Origin of the sequence: Silicimonas algicola (genome assembly GCF_003970735.1) — a bacterium.
Taxonomy (GTDB): Bacteria; Pseudomonadota; Alphaproteobacteria; order Rhodobacterales; family Rhodobacteraceae; genus Silicimonas; species Silicimonas algicola.
In genome coordinates, this window is the sequence record NZ_CP034588.1 from 4,332,658 (window position 1) to 4,351,658 (window position 19,001).

A 19,001-nucleotide genomic window follows, 5' to 3' on the forward strand; every position below is an offset into this window, starting at 1 on the left:
AGGCCTCATCCGACCATCCTCACGACCTTGCCCGACCCGCCTGTGACGTGATCGGCCCAGCGCTCCATTAGCGCGCGCCGCTGTTCCAGGAAGTCTGTCCGACGATAGGCGCGCTCAACCGCTGATCCTGTCGCGTGGGCCAAGGCGGCCTCTGCAACTTCTCTTGGAACGTCGGTCGCCTCAGCACACCACGTTCGGAAACTCGACCGGAAGCCGTGAGGCCGGGCGTCCATCTCCAGCCGCTCCATGTATCGGCTCATCGTGGCGTCAGACAGGACACCTTTGCGGACGTTGGGGAACAGCCAGCCATCCCGCGCGAAAGGCCTGGCCTGCTCCATGACCGCCAAAGCCTCCTTGGACAGCGGTACACGAAAGTCCTGCGCCTTCCCCTTCAGCCCCTTCATGTACTCGGCGGGGACCGTCCACACTTCGCCGTCAATCTGATCGAGGCGCGCGTGCCGGATCGGCATTGAGCGCAGGCCGGTGAGGATCAGAAGCTTCAAGGCCAACTGCGTGAGGGTGGCTTCAGACAAGCTCTTGTAGAAGTTGGGCACCTCTTGCCAAGGAAGGGCAGGCACGTTTTTCGCAACATGTCGCGACTTGCCTAACAGCGCCTTGGCCTTCTCAGTCGCCTGCAGGTCCACATCAAGCCCCATTGCCGCAGCGTGACGCATGACGATGCCCAGCCGGTTCATGGCCTTTCGGGCTGTATCGGCCTTTTCATGCCAGATGGGGGCGAGAGTGAGCTTGATATCGTTCTGGTCGATGTCTTCGATGGGCGTCTTGCCGAGACGGGGAAGGACGTGAAGCTCCAGCGGCGTGAACCACCGGCCCGCCTTGCCGTCTCCTTTGAGTTCTGCCTTCCGCGCCTCGAAGGCTTCGTCAGCGACCACGTTCAGCGTGTGACGCTCGCGCGCTGCCTCTCTGCGCTCCCGCTCCCGCTCTTTGATGGGGTCCTTGTCCGACCGCGCGACTGAACGCCACTTGTCGGCTGCCTCGCGAGCTTCCTTGAGAGTGAGACCATCCGAGCTTCGGCTGTCATCGAGCTTCGCCCGTCCAAGGCCCATCTCGCGCCGGTTGCCGTGAACGGTGACCCGCAGCACCCACTGTGCGCCGCCGTCGCTTCGCTTGTGAAGCCACAGCCCGCCGCCGTCAGAGTACTTCCCTGGCGGAGCCGTTCTGGCCTTGACCGCGCTGAGCTTGTGAAGGGCTCGCATCTCATCCCCCTGCCTATCCACCCATAGATATAGGGTATCACTGAACAGAATGGAACAGAAATGTACGGCTAAAGCATTGGAAAGAAGGGATTGCGGCCATCAGGTTGAACAGTCCTGCACAAGATGGGGCATAGCTTCATTGCCCTTCAGCGGCACCACTTCATTTCAGAGGTGGGTTTGAGACCATAGGCCTGGACGCTTTTGGGCTTCACTCCACCTGACCGTTCGCAGCGGCGAACTCCCGTTACAATTGGTCCGATGTCTCGGCGTGAGGTGCGCTGAAAACGCATCTCGGCGTAGGGCGGCTCTATGTCCTTGGCCCGCGCAAAGAGCCCGCGTCTGGGGAACATGAGAGATGCGGGGTTGTTCTAGGGTCTGACAACGGCCGCAGCCGCACGGCACTTCAACAGCGGAACTGGAAACGAAAGGACCCTCGACATGGCAACCACCGTAGGAACTGAAAGCACGATCCAGGACCTCGTCACGAACCTCATCTATCTGGAGCGCGACGCAATCGCTGCCTATGAAAGCACGATCGAAAGGTTGTCGCACGAGGCGCTGAGCACTCAGGTCGAGGCGTTCCGCGAGGACCACCTTCAGCACCTGTCCGTGCTGCAGGAAATAGCTGCCGAAACCGGCGCGGAAGCACCGGCGGAAGGCGACATGAAGCAGATGCTGACGACAGGGAAGGTGGCGATGGCCGGCCTCATGGGCGATGCGGCGGTCCTCAAGGCGATGAAGACGAACGAGGACGATACCGTGGCCGCCTATGAACGGGCAGCCAGTCACCAGGATGCAATCGAGAAGTCGCGGGCCTTCTTCGAACGGGCTCTTGCAGATGAGCGCCGTCATCGGGAGTGGATGGAGCGCACTGCGGACTCTCTCTGACCGATCTATGGGATGTCGGGGGCGATGAGCCGGTTCTGCCGGAAGCACCGCACCTGGCCCCAGCAAGAGGGATGGCCTGCGCGACCCTTCAGACGCGCAGCCATCCGCTTGAGAGTTCGACCGTCTCCACCCCCGCCAGCGCCTTGAGCCGGTTGAGTTCGGTCTCGAGGCCAACGCCCCGATCCTTGCCCGTGCGAACGCCGGGTTCTGGCCAGAAGGCGCGGACGCCAAGCGTGCCGTCGAGGCGCTTGGCGTCAAGCCGTCCGATGATCCGGTCGCCCTGCAAGACGGGAAATACGTAATATCCGTATCGCCGCTTGGCTTCGGGGATGAAGATCTCGATCCGGTAGTAAAAGCCGAACAGGCGCTCTGCGCGAGCCCGATCCCGAAGCAATGGATCGAAGGGTGAGAGAAGACGCACGCGCGATGATGGTTCGGGCAGCGTCGAGGCATGGTCGAGGATGGCTTCGGTCGTGAAGCTGCGGCGTCGGGACCCATCTGCCATCTCGATGTCCGCCTCGAGAATTCGGCCCGCAGCAAGCGCTTCGGCACACCAGACCTTCGCTTCGTCGCGCGTGACAATGTCGAAGAAGGCGGCCAGCTCTCCGCTGGTGCCGAACCCGAGCCGTTCGAGCGCCGCCGTCATGGCCCAATCGATGACCTCGGAGGCATCCTTGCGGGTGACCAGATGCTCTGGAGGGATCACGCGCTCGGTCAGATCATAGAACTTGCGAAACCCCTGACGACGGCAAATCGCCAGTTGACCGGACCTCCACAGAAACTCGAGGGCGGTCTTTGACGGATGCCAGTCCCACCATCCGGACGACGACCTTTTCTCATCACCGCCGACGTCGAGCGAGCAGGCCGGGCCGTGGTCTGCGATGTGGCGGTATACCGCCTCGAGCTCTCCTTCCCAGCCATCCCGACGCCATTCCGGCCAGCGCGCGCGCACCCGGGCTTCGTCGCGGGCGAATTTCAAACGCCACATCGGATAGAACTGCATGGGGATCACGGCGGCGTCGTGCGTCCAGTGTTCGAATGCGGTACGTCGGCGCGACACGAGGTGTTCGAGCGACTTCGGTCGATACCTGCCGCGCCGCGACCACAGGATCAGGTCGTGGGCGCGCGCGAGGGTATTGACGCTGTCGACCTGCACAAAGCCCAGGTCATGCAACACATCTTCAAGGTCAGCGCCCTGACCGGCGCCCGATCCAGGGCGCAGCAGCAGGTGCCGGTCGAGGAAGAGGCGTCGAGCGCGCTGATTGTCGAGGATTGGGCGTGTCATCCTGCGTCATATCACCGGGGCGGCGCTGATCTTTCAATGCCCCGGTGTTGCATTGCCAAGCCGAGGTGAGCCGACGGCCATCGCTCCGACCGACCGCGGCACTCCAGCCAAGATGCCAACCCGTGGAAAGTTCAATCCAGACTGCGACCCGGTGCGTAGAGCTAGCTGACGTCGGTCGTCGCTTGATCTTTTTGCTAAAGGAAAGGCCGGGCGGCGTCGCCGGACGCAACTTGGCGACCGCGTCCGTGGGGCGACGTGGTTCGGGCCGTAGGAGGGCAACATGCAAAGATGGCGGATTTCCTGCTTGCTGCTTACCATCGTCCTTCCCGGCAGGCTGTGGGCTCTCGAGGCCGCGCTGCCCGGCGCCGAGCTTCGGAGCGAGGCGGTGTTCCGTTACTGGGGACTGCCGATTTACGAGGCGCAACTTTATACCATGGGGGGCGGCCCCTTCGATTGGAACGAGGATTTCGGGCTGAGGCTGCGCTATCTGCGCAACCTGTCGCAGGACAATCTTGTCGATGCCACCATGCAGGAGATGGAGCGGCTGGGAGGCGCCTTGCCTGTCCGTGAGAGGATCGAAGACTGCTTTCTCGGTGTCTCGCAGGGAGACACCTATGTTGCCGTAACCGACGGGCCCAGCAGCATCCGCTTCTGGCGAAACGGAGAACAGACCTGCACGTTGTCTTATCCGCAGATCACGTATCGGTTCATGTCGATCTTTCTCGGGGACAACACGCGATCGCGCGCCTTCACGAGGGTCCTCCGGGGAGAATGAGCGCAGCTTCGCGCCGCACGATCTATCCGCGCGTCAGTCTTTACGCGCTGATGCTGGCGGCGTCCGGGTTACCCCTATACATCCACCTGCCGCTTTTCGCGTCGACTGAACTTGGTATCGGCCTCGGGACGATCGGCTCGCTTCTGCTTGCGATCCGAATAGTCGATCTGGTCCAGGACCCTTTGATCGGCTGGTCCATTGACCGCTGGCCAGGCGCGCAACTGGTCTTCGCCCTCCTGGCCGCCGGTGGATTGGCGGTCGGCTTTCCGATCCTCTTCTCGCTCGAGCCGGGACCTTGGGCGGTCTGGCACCTTCTGGCCAGCCTGATCCTGCTTTTCTCGGCCTACAGCGTGGGCATGATCCTGCTGTACGGGCGCAGCGCGACCCTGGCCGCAAGGTCGGATCCGCGAGAGTTGATGCGACTTGCGGCCTGGCGCGAGGCGGGCATGTTGGCCGGTGTCGTCCTGGCTGCAATCATGCCGACGCTTTTGCCGGGTTCCGAGGCCGAGTCCTATCGGCGATATGGCTGGCTTCTCGGGGCGACAGCCGTGGTCGTAGCGGCGGCAAGTTTCCCGATGTGGCGTCGGCCCGCGATCACCGGCACGGCGCTATCGGTCAGCGGGTTGGCCAGTGCGGGGGCGCTGCGGCTTCTCGCCATCGCTCTGGTCAACAGCTTGCCGGTCGCGGTGACGTCGACCCTGTTTCTGTTCTTCGTGGACGCGCGCCTGGAGCTTGGCGAATGGGCGGGGCTGTTCCTGATACTCTTCTTCGTCAGCGCCGGACTGAGCGTTCCGGTCTGGGCGTCGTTGAGCAACCGGATCGGCCCGAGAGGCGTCCTTTTGATCGCCATGCCGCTGGCCATTCTCGGGTTCGTCGGGGCGGCCTTCGTCGGTCCGGGTGCCGCCATGACCTTCGCACTGATCTGCGTCGCCTCAGGTGCGGCGCTCGGGGCGGACATGGTCGTGCTGCCGGCCATGTTCTCGGTAGCCTTGACCCGCGCGGGGCTGAACGCATCGACGGCGTTCGGGATCTGGTCCTTCGCCGGAAAACTGGGACTGGCGCTGGCCGCGGCGGTGGTCCTGCCGCTGCTCGCATGGGCCGGCTACGAACCGGGCAGCGAGAATTCGCTCCGGGCCGTTTACGCCCTGACGTTCGCCTATGCGGTGCTTCCGTGCGTCTTGAAGGTTTGCGCCCTCTATCTGGTCTTCAGACTGACGACGGAGGACGCACCTTTGGCCTAGGCCGCGGGCTGGTCATGATTCACCTCCGCCATCCAGGCTCCTTTGCGGCCAGGGGGCAGAGGGCGCCTGCGTCCCTTTTCGCATCGGGCGAACCGTGCGACATTGCCTTTCAGCCCGACGCAGAGCCTGAAAGGACCCGCCATGCCCCAGCCCGATCATGTGTCGATCTTCGATCTTCCCGCTATGGATGCGCTCGACGAGGACATGCAGAAGTACTTTCGCGTCTGCGAGGAGAAGCTCGGGATGGTGCCGAACGTCCTGAAGACCTTCTCCCGCAATCAGGAGAAGCTGCGCGCCTTCGCAGCCTATTACAACACGCTGATGCTGGCGCCCTCGGGTCTCTCGAAGCTCGAGCGGGAGATGGTTGCGGTCGTGGTGTCTTCGGCCAATCGCTGCTTCTATTGCCTTGTTGCCCACGGCCAGGCGGTTCGCGACCTGTCGGGCGACCCTGAACTGGGCGAGATGCTGGTGATGAACTACCGGGTGGCACCTCTGGAGCCGCGACAGCGCGCGATGCTGGACTTCGCCTGGAAGCTGACGACGGAGCCCTGGGAGGTGATGGAGGCCGACCGCCAGATCCTGCGCGATGTCGGCCTGACGGATGGCGAGATCTTCGACCTCGCCGACGTCGCCGCCTTTTTCAACATGTCGAACCGCTTTGCCATCGCCGTCGACATGATGCCGAACCGGGAGTACCACCGCCAGTCGCGGTGATACTCACTGTTCCCAACACCTCCGAAGACGTGCAGCGGAGGCGAGGCCCCCGTGCGCGCTCAGTGGTTGTCGCGCGGCACGCCCATCTTGCGGGCGATGTCGCGGTACTCCGTCGCGCCCCTCAGGACCATGCCTTCGGCGAATTGCTCGGTCTTCTCGCGGAAGATCTCCTGCCAGGGCGACTGGCTTTCGGGCGAGTACGGCCGCTCGGGCAGGGCCGCCCGCCGCTTGTCCAACTCGGCCGCGTCGACCAGCATGTCGGCCGTGCATTTCGTCAGGTCGATCCGGACACGGTCGCCGGTCTGCACCAGTCCCAGGCCGCCGCCCGCCGCCGCTTCGGGCGAGGCATTGAGGATCGACGGAGAGCCGGAGGTGCCGGATTGGCGACCGTCTCCGACGCAGGGCAATGAATGGATGCCCTTTCTCAAGAGGTAGGCCGGAGGCCGCATGTTCACGACCTCGGCGCCGCCCGGATATCCGATGGGACCAGCGCCGCGCATGATGAGGACGCAGTACTCGTCGATGGCGAGGCTCTCGTCGTCGATGCGCTTGTGGTAGTCCTCGATCGAGTCGAAGACGACGGCGCGTCCCTCGAAGGCGTTCGGGTCGTCCGGGTTCGACAGGTAGCGGTCCTGGAATTCCTTCGAGATCACGCTGGTCTTCATGATCGCGCTGTCGAAGAGATTGCCCTTGAGGTTGATGAAGCCCGCGTCGCGTTTCAGCGGCTCGGCGACCGTTCGGATCACGTCCGGGTTCTCGCTGCGGCGTTCGCCGCAGTTTTCGCCGATGCTGCGACCGTTGACCGTCTTCGCACCCGGATGCGGCAGCATGTTCGCAGCCATCAACTCGCCCACGACCGCGGGTAGGCCGCCCGCGCGGTGGTAGTCCTCGCCCAGGTATTCGCCCGCGGGCTGGAGATTGACGATCAGCGGGACCTTGTGTCCGTGGGTCTGCCAGTCGTCGTTCGACAAGGGCACGCCCAGGTGGCTCGCGATGGCCTTGAGGTGGATGGGTGCATTGGTAGAGCCGCCGATGGCCGAGTTGACGACGATGGCGTTCTCGAAGGCTTCGCGCGTCATGATGTCGGTGGGGCGCAGGTCCTCGTCAACCATCTGGACGATGCGCTTTCCGGTCTCGTAGGCCATCTGCCCGCGCTCGCGATACGGCGCCGGGATCGCGGCGGAGCCGGGAAGTTGCATGCCCAGCGCCTCGGCAAGCGAGTTCATCGTCGTCGCTGTGCCCATGGTGTTGCAGAAGCCGGTGGAGGGGGCGGAAGAGGCGACAAGCTCCATGAAACCGTCGTCGTCGATCTCGCCGGCGGCAAGCAGTTCGCGCGCCTTCCACACGATGGTGCCCGAGCCGGTGCGCTCTCCCCGGAACCAGCCGTTCAGCATCGGGCCGACCGACAGCGCGATGGCGGGGATGTTGACCGTGGAGGCAGCCATCAGAAGGGCAGGCGTGGTCTTGTCGCAGCCGATCATCAGCACGACGGCGTCGATCGGATAACCGTAGAGCGACTCGACAAGCGACAGATAGGCGAGGTTGCGGTCCAGTGAGGCCGTGGGGCGCTTGCCGGTTTCCTGGATCGGATGGACCGGAATTTCCATCACCGTTCCGCCGGAGGACACGACGCCGTCACGCACGCGCTTGGCGAGTTCGATGTGATGGCGGTTGCAGGGCGACAGGTCGCTGCCGGTCTGAGCGATGCCGATGATCGGCTTGCCGGATTGCAGTTCCTCGCGTGTCAGGCCGTAGTTCAGGTAGCGCTCGAGATAGAGCGCCGTCATTTCCTGGTTGTCCGGATTGTTGAACCACGCCCGGCTACGAAGCTTGCGGTCAGTCATCGATGTTCTCCCTTTGCGCCTTGGCTAGATGAACGCTGGGCCGTTTTCCAGTGAAATGAGCGGTGCTGGTGTCACGCCCGCAGTCGCGCTTTTGTCGGACCATGGAGGAGCGGACTACATCATCGTCGGCGTGGGAAGCGCCGGCTGCGTGCTGGCGAACAGCCTGAGCGAGGGTCTTACGAAGCTGCATCTGCCGGAAGCCGGAGGGTCCAACGCCTATCACCGGGTCCGCATCCCAGCGGGAGCACCAGCGCACCCGCCATCATGATGGCCGAGAAGGCTGCCGACCTCATCCGCGGGTCGCAGGCCTAAAGGCTTTCTTCACGCTCGCGTCCTAGCCTCATCCGTGGGTGAACGTGAGGAGTGTGGGTGATGTCGGGGTCTCCGGCACCAATTATCATCAAACGCAAGAAGGTGATCGCCGGCGGTCATCACGGCGGAGCATGGAAGGTCGCCTACGCGGACTTCGTCACCGCCATGATGGCTTTCTTCCTGTTGATGTGGCTCCTCGGCGCCACGAACGAAAAGCAGCGGAAAGGCATCGCGGATTATTTCAATCCGACGATCCCGATCAACAGGGTGTCGGGTGGCGGCGACGGCGCCTTCGGCGGGGACAGTATTTTCTCCCAAGACACTCTGGCGCGAAGCGGAACAGGCGCGGGGGTGACCGTCCAGTCGGCGTCCAACGCGGCCAAGGGCGACAACGGAATCGAACCGTCGGACGATCAGAAGGGCGCGGCCTCGTCGCAAGAGACCGACGACCTTCAGGACATTGCGGACAAGCTGTCCGGTCGCGCGGGCGAAAGCATGGTCAGCGACCTGCTGCAGCGCCACGTCATCGCGCGCCTGACCGACGAAGGCCTCATCGTCGAAGTCTTCGACATCCCCGGCGCCCCGCTGTTCGAGGGCGACGCCGAGCCCACGGACGAGATGGAGGCCGTCGCCGCCGTCGTGACCGAAGTGTTCCGCCTCGCCTCGAACGACATCGCCGTCCAGGGCCACACCGCTGCGGTTCCGATGGCCGCGCGCGAAAACCCGGTGTGGGAGCTCTCGTCGTCGCGCGCGGACGCCGTGCGCGAGCTTCTGGTGGCGGACGGCCTGCCGCCGGGAAGGATGCAGCGCGTCACGGGGTTCGCCGACCGCAAGCCCGTCAGCGCCGACCTCCTGTCGATCCGCAACAACCGGATCGAGATCATCCTGCTGCGACGGAAGCTCTGACAGCGGAATACGCTTCGGACTTTATCCATTAGCCCGCCGCTAAGCGCGGGGCCTTAGGACGAAGGAGGGCTAGCAGCAGAAAGGCTGAAACATGACGATCTCCTCCTCGCTGAACGCGGGTGTCGCGGGACTGGCGGCCAACGCCAGCCGTCTGGCAACCATTGCCGACAACATCGCGAACTCGGCCACCTATGGCTACAAGCGGGCCGAAGCCGACTTTTCCTCGCTGGTGATCGAAGGCGGCAGGGGGACGTACTCGGCGGGCGGCGTCCGTGTCACGACGCAGCGCCTCATCGACCAGCCGGGCGCGCTGGCCTCGACCGACAACCCGACCGATCTTGCTGTCCGCGGGCGTGGGTTCCTGCCGGTCACGACGGAAAGCTCGGTCCTGAACTCGATCGGGGACTATCCCCTGTTCCTTGCCACCACGGGGTCATTCCGCACAGACGAAGAAGGCTATCTCCGGACACCGGCGGGCGTCACCCTCATGGGCTGGCCCGCGGATCCGGACGGAACCATCCCCACCTTCGCCCGCGATACGGGGTCCGGGCTGGAACCCGTGCAGATCAACGTGAACCAGTTCACGTCCGAGCCGACGACGCGCATCGCGCTTGGCGTCAACCTGCCTGCGACGGAAACGGAGTTCGGCCAGTCAGGCGACCCATTGCCGCTGTCGGTCGAGTACTTCGACAACCTGGGTACCTCCCAGTCGATCACCATCAACTTCACGCCGACCGTACCCGCGGCGCCCGGATCGTCGAATACCTGGACCATGACGCTGACCGACTCGGCCTCGAACAACGCGGTCGTGGGCGAGTACACCATCGTCTTCGACAACACGCGGGGATCGGGCGGCACGATCGCCACCGTCACCCCTGTTACGGGCGGGGCCTACGATCCTGTCACGGGCGATTTCCAGATCAACGTCGCGGGCGGGCCGATCGACATCAACATCGGCGCGGCGGGAACGGGCATCGGCCTGTCGCAGTTGTCGGACAGCTTCGCTCCGACCTCGATCTCGAAGGACGGTTCTCCGGTCGGCAACCTGATCTCGGTCGAGATCGATGCGAACGGCTTCGTCCGGGCAAACTTCGACATCGGAATAACGCGGACGATCTATCAGATACCGTTGATCGACCTGCCGAATCCGAATGGGCTGATCGCGCTCGACAACCAGATCTACGCCACGTCGAACAAAAGCGGGACCCTGTTCCTCTGGGATGCGGCCGACGGACCGACCGGCGACATCGTGAGTTACGCGCTTGAGGAAAGTGCCACCGACGTCGCCGGCGAACTCACGCAGCTTATCCAGACCCAACGGGCCTATTCGTCGAACGCGAAGGTCATCCAGACGGTCGACGAGATGCTCCAGGAAACCACGAACATCAAACGGTAGGTAGCGCATGAGCATCTCGGCAACCCTCGCGAACGCCCTGACAGGCCTGACCGCGGCCTCGCGTGCCGCGCAGGTCGTCAGCAACAACGTCGCGAACTCGATGACCGAAGGCTACGCCCGACGCGAACTCTCTCTCAGCGCGCGCCAGGTCGGCGGCTCGGGCGCGGGCGTCCAGGTCGACGGCGTCATCCGGATGGTCGACGAAACGCTATTGCGGGAAATGCGACTGGCTACGGCGGCGGCAGGGTCGGCCGACGTAGCGGCCGGGTTCTTTTCCGACGCGCTCGCCATCATAGGCACGCCGGAGGATATCTCGAGCCTCGGCGCGCGCGTGACCGGCTTCGAAACCGCGTTGATCGAGGCCGAGTCGCGACCCGACTCCGAGGCCCGCCTAACGAACGTCCTGACCTCCGCGCAGTCTCTTGCGGGCAAGCTGAACGACATCTCGGATGCCTTTCAGCAGATGCGCGTCGACGCGGACGAACGAATCTCGGTCGAGGTCGGACGGCTGAACGACGCCCTGTCCCGCATCGCGTCGCTGAACGAGCAGATCGTGCGCGCGAAAAGCGCAGACCACGACTATCCGGCCTTGCTGGATCAGCAACAGAAGCTGATCGACCAGATCAGCGAGCTCGTCCCGCTGCGGAAGCTTCAGCGCGAGAACGACACGGTGGCGCTCTACACTCTCGGCGGCGCCCTCCTCCTCGACATCAAGCCGGCACGGTTTGCCTTTACCCACACCGAACCTATCACGCCCGACATGACCCTTGCCTCGGGTGCCTTGTCGGGGCTCTCGATCAACGGTCAGCCTGTCACCACGTCAGGCCAGAACGCGGCGATTTCAGGCGGGGTCCTGTCGGAATTCTTCGCCGTCCGGGACTTCCATTCCGTCGAGCTGCAATCGAACCTTGACGAACTTGCCCGCGACCTGGTCTCTCGCTTCGAGGATCCGACGCTCGATCCGACCCTTGCCATCGGCGATCCGGGGATCTTCACGGATGGAGGCGGGGGTCTCGATCCACTCGACACATCGGGACTGGCGCAGCGCATTTCCGTGAACGCCGCAGTCGACCCCCGAGCGGGAGGCGAGGTCTGGCGCCTCCGCGACGGGTTGGGGGCCACCACCCCGGGGCCGGCAGGCGACGCCACTCTTCTCTCCGCCTTGCGGAGCCGGGCCGAGGATCTGCGCGCCCCTGCCGGAGGGACCTTCTCGGGCGGCAGCAAGTCGGTGTCTGGATTCGCCGCTGCGCTGACGTCCATTGCCGGTCAATCGCTTCAGGACAGCCGCAACCGCCTGTCGTTCGAAACCGCCCGCGCCGAAAGCATCGAAGAGGCGTTCCTGGCCCAAGGCGTCGACACCGACCGGGAACTTCAGAAACTGCTCCTGATCGAGCAGGCCTACGCCGCGAACGCGCGGGTGATGAAGACCGCCGATGACCTCATCCAGATCCTGATGGGACTTTGACCATGACCGTGACCTCTCTCGGCGACCTTTCCAGCAACCTTCAGCTTCGCCGCGACACAACGCGCATCAAAGGCGATCTTCAGCGGCTGACGCGCGAGCTTTCGAGCGGCGTCGCAGACAACCTCGTCGGGCGGTTCAGGGGCAACTTTTCTCCGCTGAACGGTGTCGAACGCGGGATCGCGCGCGCCGAGAGCTATCTCGTGGCGATTGCCGAGCATCAACTGTCGGTCACGGGGCAGCAGACGGCGCTGGCGAACCTTGCTGCCTTGGGCGACATCGCCGGCCCGCTCATGTCGGTGCAAGACACGGGCGACGCCGTACTCCTGCGCAATGCCGGGCACGATGCGCTGTCCCGCCTGTCCTCGGCTCTCAGCAATTTGAACGTGCAGTCGGGCGGCAGAACGCTCTTCTCGGGCGTCGCCCTGGATGGTCCGGTCGTGGCCGATGCGGATGCGATCCTTTCAGCGATCGAGACGGAAATCGCGACGCAGGGGGCCGTCACAGCGAGCGCCGTCGCACAGGTCGTGGCGGATTTCTTCGCCGTGGGCGGCGGATACGACACCGTTGGCTATCTCGGCGGAGCCGTCGCCGCGTCGGGTCCGCAACTCTCGGATGGCGAGGTTGCGGGCGCACTGGCCACCGCGCAGGACCAAGGCGTCCGCGACTATCTCGCGGGGTTCGCCATGGCCGGGCTTCTTGGGCGAGACGTCCTGTCCGGCGACACCGGGGAGCAAGGTCGCCTGGCACGGCTCTCGGGTGAACATCTTCATCGCGCGACGAGCGGGCTTGTCGATCTGCAGGCCCGCATCGGAACGGCGGAAGGCCAGATCGCCCGGGCCAAGGCCGAGGTGATGGCAGAATCCGAGGATCTTCGCATTGCGCGCACCGAACTGATCGGCGCCGACCCTTATGAGACCGCCGTGGATCTTCAGATGGCGGAATCGCAGCTTCAGACACTTTACACCATAACGGCGCGTCTCTCGCGCCTCTCGCTGACGGACTACCTTTGATGCGGCTCTTCTTCACGATGATCTGTCTTCTTGTCGGCATGTCCGCGTCGGCGGCCGAGGTGCGGATCAAGGACCTGGTGGAGTTCGACGGTGTGCGCGGAAACGATCTGGTCGGCTACGGGCTTGTGGTCGGGCTGAACGGCACGGGCGACGGGCTCCGCAACGCGCCTTTCACCGATTTTGCCGTGCAGCTCGCCACCTTCTCTGGTGTCGAGCAACAGGTGCGGACAAATCAGCTGCTAGAAAACATGATCGGCGGAATGGGCGCCAGCGGCTTGTCCCAACTGGCCGGGTGGGTGGGGATGGACGCGCGCGCAACGGGTCCGGCCCAGTTCTCGGGCTCGCCTATCGAGCTGGCGCCGGATGCCGATCCCGGCGCGGACGCGGCCGAACTGGTCGTCCTGGACGCTTTGGGACGCGAAGTCACGCGAGAGGCAATTTCTCCCTCGGCAACAGGCGTCGAATGGGCGGGTACGACCGACACCGGAAGCCCCATCGAGCCGGGGCGATATACCTTTCAGATCGCCAGTTACAGCCAAGGCGAACTGACGAGTGTGAGGCCCGTCCCGCACTACGCGCGTATATCAGAGGCGCGAATGGGTTTCGACGGGATCGAACTGGTGCTCGACGGAGGCGTCGTCGTGCCTTCAAGCGACGTCACCGCGCTACGGGCGCCGCAGAGTTAGAGCCCGGTGAGGGTGCCCAGGGCGAAGGCCACCGCGCCGACGACGCAAAGAAGGTATATTACCTGACGCCGCGATTGGCGCGGCTCTTCGGCCCGCTGCGTTTGCCGGATCAGCGACGCCTCGACGATCTGCGGCAGTCGTGGCCCGAAGCGACCCAGGACCCGGACCGTGCGGTAGAGGTCGCGCGCCATGGCGCGGGGCCCGATGCTTTCGGCGATGTAGGATTCCACCGTCGGTCGGGCGACGTGCCAGATGTTGATATGCGGGTCGAGCGATCGGGCGACGCCTTCGACCACCACCATCGTCCGCTGCAGCAGGATCAGCTCGGTTCGCGTTTCCATCCCGAAACGGTTGGTCACCTCGAAAAGATAGCTCAGCAGCCGACCCATCGAGATACGGCTCGCGTCCATGCCGAATATGGGCTCGCCGACCGCACGGAGGGCCCGCGCGAAGTCGTCCACGTCCCGGTCCGCAGGCACGTAACCGGCCTCGAAATGAACCTCCGCTACGCGGCGATAGTCGCGCCGGATGAAGCCGATGAGGATCTCGGCGTAGACCCGGCGGGTGTACTCGTCGATCCGTCCCATGATGCCAAAGTCCAGGGCCACAAGCGCCCCGTCGGCGGCGACCTTCAGGTTGCCCTGGTGCATATCCGCGTGGAAGAATCCGTCTCGCAGGGCATGGCTGAGGAAAGTGACCAGGACTTTCTCGGCCAGCTTCGTGCGGTCGTGACCCGCCGCGTCGATGGCAGCGATGTCGCCCAAGGGAATGCCTTCGACCCAACCGAGCGTCATCACGCGGCGCGATGACAGTGACCATTTCGAATGGGGTACGCGAAAGCCTTCGTCGCTTGCCGTGTTGGCCTCGAATTCCGAGGCGGCGGACGTCTCGAGACGAAGATCGAGTTCGCCCAGCACAACGCCTTCGAAATGCGCGATCACGTCCATGGGTCGAAGGCGTCGGGAGTTCGGCGAGAGAAGCTCGATCATCCTCGCCGCGAAGTAGAATGCATCTATGTCGCGCCGAAAGGCCTGTTCGATCCTGGGGCGCAGAACCTTCACGGCGACCGCCTCACCGGTTTCCGCCAGGTGCGCCTTGTGCACCTGCGCGATGGAGGCCGCGGCCACGGGCTCCGAGAAGTCCGAGAACAGAACTTCGACCGGCGCGCCAAGCTCGGATTCGACAGTCGCCTTGGCGATTGCCGTCGGGAAGGGGGGCAAATTGTCCTGAAGGACCCGAAGCTGCTCCGCCATTTCGGTCCCGACGACGTCGGGCCGGGTCGAGAGAATCTGTCCGAACTTGATGTAGGCAGGCCCAAGCGCCGTCAGCGCCCGCGTGATCGGCGGAAGCGCCATGTCGCCGCGATACCCGAGCCACTTGAACGGCCAGCCGAGAACCCGCGCGGCGACCCTCAGGGCAGGGGGCGCGTCCATCACCTCCAGCGCCTCGCGCATGGCGCCGGAGCGCTCGAACGTGGCGCCGGTCCGGATCAGCCGAAGAACATTGTGTGGGCCCCTCACTTAAAGCTTCCATCCCGAATGGAGTGCGGCGATGCCCATGGAGAGGTTGCGGAACTTCACCTGTCCGAAGCCCGCGTCCCGGATCATGTCGGCGAAGGTGTCCTGATCCGGGAAACGTCGGATCGATTCCACGAGGTACTGGTAGCTGTCGCGGTCACCCGCGATCGCCTGGCCCAGACGCGGGATGACGTTGAACGAATAAAGGTCGTAGAGCCTCTGAAGTCCGGCGTTCGGCAATTGCGAGAACTCGAGCACCATAAGTCGCCCGCCCGGTCGCAGCACACGGAAGGCTTCCGACAGTGCGTCCGGAATGCGCGTCACGTTCCGGATGCCGAACGAGATGGTGTAGATGTCGAAGCTGGAGTCGTCGAAAGGCAGCTTCATCGCGTCGCCCGTCACCCACTCCAGGCGGTCGGCCATCGCGGTGGCCTCGGCCCGCTTGCGGCCCTCGATCAGCATTCCCTCGGTCATGTCGCAAACCACCGCCGAAGCACCTGGCGCGCGGCGAAGGAAGCGGAAGGCAATGTCCCCCGTACCACCTGCCACATCGAGAAGACGCTGGCCGGCTCGAGGCGCCAGCCAATCCATCATGGCATCCTTCCACAGCCGGTGGACGCCCCCCGACATCACGTCGTTCATCAGGTCGTACTTCGACGCGACATTGGTGAAGACGCCGTGAACCAGCCCGGCCTTCTCGTCCTCGCGCACCTCGCGTGCGCCGAAATGCGTCGTCTTGTCGTCGGCGTCGTTCATCGCTTTGAACCCCTGGTCCCGGCGTCTCATATACCCGTCGCCGGTCACGGGCAAATGCAGAGGCCGGCGCAGACTTGGTCCTAGTCTCGTCGAGCCTTGCCGCCACCCTGTCCGGCGCTAAAGTCGCAGGGACATGGCGTTGGGCTTGAGCTCGCCGTAGTCATCGTGACGGCCGCGCCCCGAAGTTGGATCACAATGCCGGAACTTCCCGAAGTCGAGACGGTTCGTCGTGGCCTCCTTCCCGCAATGGAGGGGGTCCGCATCGTCGGCGCGGATGTGAACCGGCCTGACCTGAGATGGCCCCTGCCGGCGAACCTCGCGGAGCGTCTGACAGGAACCACCGTCGATCGTTTGCGGCGCCGTTCGAAGTACATCCTGGCCGACCTCTCGTCCGGCGAGACGCTGATCCTGCATCTGGGCATGTCCGGGCGAATCCTGGTCTCGGGCGACCCACTTGGGCAGTTTCACCACCACCATCCAGCGCCGGAGAAGCACGATCATGTCGTCTTTCACATGGCGAACGGTGCGCGCATCACCTTCAACGACGCCCGGCGCTTCGGCGCGATGGACCTTGCGGGCACCGAGTCGGTCGAGGATCACGTCCTCTTGCGGGGTCTCGGGCCCGAGCCGTTCGGAAACGCCTTCAACGAGAACTATCTCGTGAACGCCCTGAAGGGAAAACGGGCTCCCGTCAAATCTGCACTCCTCGACCAGCGTATCGTCGCGGGTCTGGGCAACATCTACGTCTGCGAGGTTCTCCACCGCGCCGGCATTTCGCCCGCACGCCATGCCGGAAGGATCTCCGCCACCCGGGTCGCCAGCCTTGTCCCCCTCGTCCGGGAAGTTCTTGCCGACGCCATCGACGCGGGAGGATCCTCGTTGCGCGACTATCGACAAGCCGACGGCGAACTCGGCTATTTCCAGCATACCTTCCGCGTCTACGATCGCGAGGGCGAAGCCTGCCGGACGGACGGTTGCGACGGTCGAATCGCACGGATCGTGCAGTCGGGCCGCTCGAGCTTCTACTGCCCGAAATGCCAGAGATGATTTCCTTCCGCCTTTTCGGCTGGTAAGCCTTCGCCTCGAAGAACAGGGAGCCTGGGGACAACATGGCCTTCGAGACGATCGTCGTCGACACCGAGGAACACGTCACCACCATCCGGCTCAACAGGCCGGACGCGCTGAACGCTCTGAACCAGACCCTCTTGAAGGAGCTCGCGCAGGCCGTCGAGGAGGCATCCACCAACGACAACGTGCGCTGCGTGATCCTGACCGGGTCCGAAAAGGTCTTCGCCGCCGGAGCCGATATCCGCGAAATGGCCGAAAAATCCTACGTCGACATGATGACGTCCGATTACTTCGGACCCGAGACCGAGGCAATCCTGCGCTGCCGGAAGCCTATCATCGCGGCAGTGGCTGGCTATGCGCTTGGGGGCGGGTGCGAGCTGGCGATGATGTGCGACTTCATCATCGCCGCCGAGACCGCCAAGTTCGGCCAGCCAGAAATCAACCTGGGCGTCGTGGCGGGCCTCGGCGGATCGCAGCGGCTGACACGCTTTGTCGGCAAGTCGAAGTCGATGGACATGCACCTGACAGGCCGTTTCATGGATGCGGACGAAGCCGAACGCTCGGGCCTCGTCAGCCGCGTGGTGCCCGCCAAGCGGCTCATGGAAGAAGCCCAGGGCGCGGCCCAGAAGATCGCCGAGAAGTCGATCCTCACTGCGATGGTCGTCAAGGAAGCGGTCAACCGCAGCTACGAGACGACGCTGCGCGAGGGCCTTCTCTTCGAGCGCAGGCTCTTCTTTTCGCTCTTCGCGACGGAGGACCAGAAAGAGGGCATGGCGGCCTTTCTCGAGAAGAGGGAGCCCCAGTTTCGGGACAAGTGACCGAAAGGGCTTTTCCTCGGGCCGCAGTTGCTGTAAGTGCGGCGCCTACATGCGCGTGGAGCCCGCTTTGGCTATGTATCCTCCGGTCTGAACCGGAAGCGGATTCTTTGCGCGATCAGTTGCAACAGACCCGGGATACGGACCACACACATGGCCAATTCGCCTCAATCCAAGAAACGCGCCCGCCAGAACGAGCGTCGTCTCGCCGTCAACAAGGCGCGCCGCTCGCGCATCCGCACCTTCCTTCGCAAGGTCGAGGAAGCCATCGCCTCGGGCGACAAGGAAGCCGCTGCCACGGCACTCAAAGCCGCCCAGCCCGAGCTGATGCGAGGCGTCACCAAGGGCGTCTACCACAAGAACACCGCGTCGCGGAAAGTGTCGCGCCTGGCCTCGCGCGTGAAGGCGATCGTCTGACGTCGCTGGCGACCTTGTCTGGATGACCGCAGTCGCACCCCTAGGGGTGCGATTTTTTTTGTGTGAAGGTGACCCTGTTGAAGTGCTTCGGCAATTTCGCAACCGGTCCGGATTCGTTTCAGGCGGACAATGAGTCAAGCTCAAAGGTCGGTTGCGGGAGTCGGGGGGCGACGTCTAGGTTCGTCGTTGCGATTCACTTCGTCCTTGGGGGGACATGGTTGATGGGACTGGGTAGTGCGGTCGGGGAGGTATCCCCCGGCGAGGCATGGCGTGTTCTTTGCGATGACGACGCTGCCCGTCTGATCGACGTCAGGACTCGCGCCGAGTGGGGTTTTGTCGGCGTGCCAGACCTGAGGGAAACGGGACAGGGGCCTCTCTTCATCGAGTGGGCATCCTATCCTGACATGTCCGTCAACGTGCGTTTCGCGGAAGAGGTAGAGAAGGCACTGAACGGCGAGAAGCCGTCGACCCTTCTGTTCCTCTGCCGCTCGGGCGCGCGTTCGCTGAAGGCTGCCGAAGCGGTTTCCGCCCATTACGCCCGAACGGGCATGGCGGTGACCTGTCTGAACGTTGCCGAAGGTTTCGAGGGGGATGTGGACGCGTCGGGACACCGGGGCAGCCACAACGGATGGAAGGCCCGGGGACTGGCATGGCGCCAGTCGTGATAATGAGAAAGCAGCGGGCTAAGA

The 19,001-nt window shown here is 64.1% G+C and carries 18 protein-coding genes and 2 pseudogenes; 15 read left to right on the forward strand and 5 right to left on the reverse strand.

The window, feature by feature from the left end; translation table 11 throughout:
* Nucleotides 1-5: 5 nt before the first annotated feature.
* On the reverse strand, nt 6-1,217 hold the full coding sequence (locus EF888_RS21515) for a tyrosine-type recombinase/integrase (protein ID WP_109759254.1): 1,212 nt from the start codon (nt 1,215-1,217) through the stop codon (nt 6-8).
* Nucleotides 1,218-1,655: 438 nt separating this feature from the next.
* On the opposite strand from EF888_RS21515, the gene EF888_RS21520 reads away from it, so the two are divergent.
* On the forward strand, nt 1,656-2,105 hold the full coding sequence (locus EF888_RS21520) for a DUF892 family protein (protein WP_109759255.1): 450 nt from the start codon (nt 1,656-1,658) through the stop codon (nt 2,103-2,105).
* Nucleotides 2,106-2,193: 88 nt separating this feature from the next.
* Here EF888_RS21520 and EF888_RS21525 read toward each other — a convergent pair whose 3' ends face one another.
* Nucleotides 2,194-3,390: a winged helix-turn-helix domain-containing protein gene (locus EF888_RS21525; protein ID WP_109759256.1), complete on the reverse strand. Its 1,197-nt coding sequence runs from the start codon at nt 3,388-3,390 to the stop codon at nt 2,194-2,196.
* A gap of 280 nt (nt 3,391-3,670) precedes the next feature.
* Between EF888_RS21525 and EF888_RS21530 the strand changes: the two genes are divergently transcribed.
* From EF888_RS21530 to EF888_RS21540, 3 genes are all read left to right on the forward strand, one after another.
* Entirely contained in the window at nt 3,671-4,165 is a 495-nt protein-coding gene (locus EF888_RS21530; protein WP_109759257.1) for a hypothetical protein, read from the forward strand.
* Nucleotides 4,162-5,406 (forward strand): MFS transporter, encoded by a 1,245-nt coding sequence (locus tag EF888_RS21535; RefSeq protein WP_109759258.1) that lies wholly within the window; start codon nt 4,162-4,164, stop codon nt 5,404-5,406. The genes EF888_RS21530 and EF888_RS21535 overlap by 4 nt, the downstream gene beginning before the upstream one ends.
* 141 nt (nt 5,407-5,547) lie before the next feature.
* A complete protein-coding gene (locus EF888_RS21540) occupies nt 5,548-6,120 on the forward strand; it encodes a peroxidase-related enzyme (protein WP_109759259.1) in 573 nt (190 codons plus the stop codon).
* Between the two features lie 59 nt (nt 6,121-6,179).
* Here the strand turns inward: EF888_RS21540 and EF888_RS21545 are convergent, their stop codons facing one another.
* Entirely contained in the window at nt 6,180-7,964 is a 1,785-nt protein-coding gene (locus EF888_RS21545; protein WP_109759260.1) for an IlvD/Edd family dehydratase, read from the reverse strand.
* A 55-nt stretch (nt 7,965-8,019) separates the two neighbouring features.
* Between EF888_RS21545 and EF888_RS22700 the strand changes: the two are divergent.
* The 7 genes and pseudogenes from EF888_RS22700 to EF888_RS22525 form a co-directional block, all read left to right on the forward strand.
* A pseudogene (locus EF888_RS22700) lies at nt 8,020-8,208 on the forward strand (hypothetical protein); the annotation flags it as partial.
* Nucleotides 8,209-8,336: 128 nt separating this feature from the next.
* Complete coding sequence (locus EF888_RS21550) at nt 8,337-9,182, forward strand: flagellar motor protein MotB (RefSeq protein ID WP_109759261.1); 846 nt, start codon at nt 8,337-8,339, stop codon at nt 9,180-9,182.
* Between the two features lie 91 nt (nt 9,183-9,273).
* The gene (locus tag EF888_RS21555) at nt 9,274-10,578 is read left to right on the forward strand and encodes a flagellar hook protein FlgE (protein WP_109759262.1); all 1,305 of its coding nucleotides are present in this window, start codon (nt 9,274-9,276) and stop codon (nt 10,576-10,578) included.
* A 7-nt stretch (nt 10,579-10,585) separates the two neighbouring features.
* On the forward strand, nt 10,586-12,043 hold the full coding sequence (gene flgK, locus EF888_RS21560; protein ID WP_109759263.1) for a flagellar hook-associated protein FlgK: 1,458 nt from the start codon (nt 10,586-10,588) through the stop codon (nt 12,041-12,043).
* Between the two features lie 2 nt (nt 12,044-12,045).
* Nucleotides 12,046-13,053: a flagellin gene (locus EF888_RS21565; protein WP_109759264.1), complete on the forward strand. Its 1,008-nt coding sequence runs from the start codon at nt 12,046-12,048 to the stop codon at nt 13,051-13,053.
* A pseudogene (locus tag EF888_RS22675) lies at nt 13,053-13,232 on the forward strand (flagellar basal body P-ring protein FlgI); the annotation flags it as partial. The gene EF888_RS21565 and the pseudogene EF888_RS22675, both read left to right, overlap by 1 nt.
* 42 nt (nt 13,233-13,274) lie before the next feature.
* Nucleotides 13,275-13,739, forward strand: a complete 465-nt coding sequence (locus EF888_RS22525) for a FlgD immunoglobulin-like domain containing protein (protein WP_420902682.1) — start codon at nt 13,275-13,277, stop codon at nt 13,737-13,739.
* On the opposite strand, the gene ubiB is transcribed toward EF888_RS22525, so the two are convergent.
* Nucleotides 13,736-15,259: a 2-polyprenylphenol 6-hydroxylase gene (ubiB, locus tag EF888_RS21575; RefSeq protein WP_109759265.1), complete on the reverse strand. Its 1,524-nt coding sequence runs from the start codon at nt 15,257-15,259 to the stop codon at nt 13,736-13,738. The genes EF888_RS22525 and ubiB overlap by 4 nt on opposite strands.
* Entirely contained in the window at nt 15,260-16,012 is a 753-nt protein-coding gene (gene ubiE / locus EF888_RS21580) for a bifunctional demethylmenaquinone methyltransferase/2-methoxy-6-polyprenyl-1,4-benzoquinol methylase UbiE (protein WP_109759266.1), read from the reverse strand.
* 195 nt (nt 16,013-16,207) lie between these two features.
* On the opposite strand from ubiE, the gene mutM reads away from it, so the two are divergent.
* The 4 genes from mutM (at nt 16,208) to EF888_RS21600 (ending at nt 18,977) form a co-directional block, all read left to right on the forward strand.
* Nucleotides 16,208-17,059 (forward strand): bifunctional DNA-formamidopyrimidine glycosylase/DNA-(apurinic or apyrimidinic site) lyase, encoded by an 852-nt coding sequence (gene mutM / locus EF888_RS21585; RefSeq protein WP_109759267.1) that lies wholly within the window; start codon nt 16,208-16,210, stop codon nt 17,057-17,059.
* 62 nt (nt 17,060-17,121) lie between these two features.
* A complete protein-coding gene (locus tag EF888_RS21590) occupies nt 17,122-17,898 on the forward strand; it encodes an enoyl-CoA hydratase (RefSeq protein WP_109759268.1) in 777 nt (258 codons plus the stop codon).
* A gap of 150 nt (nt 17,899-18,048) precedes the next feature.
* Nucleotides 18,049-18,312, forward strand: a complete 264-nt coding sequence (gene rpsT / locus EF888_RS21595; RefSeq protein WP_109759269.1) for a 30S ribosomal protein S20 — start codon at nt 18,049-18,051, stop codon at nt 18,310-18,312.
* A gap of 221 nt (nt 18,313-18,533) precedes the next feature.
* Nucleotides 18,534-18,977: a rhodanese-like domain-containing protein gene (locus EF888_RS21600; RefSeq protein ID WP_109759270.1), complete on the forward strand. Its 444-nt coding sequence runs from the start codon at nt 18,534-18,536 to the stop codon at nt 18,975-18,977.
* The last annotated feature ends 24 nt before the right edge of the window (nt 18,978-19,001 follow it).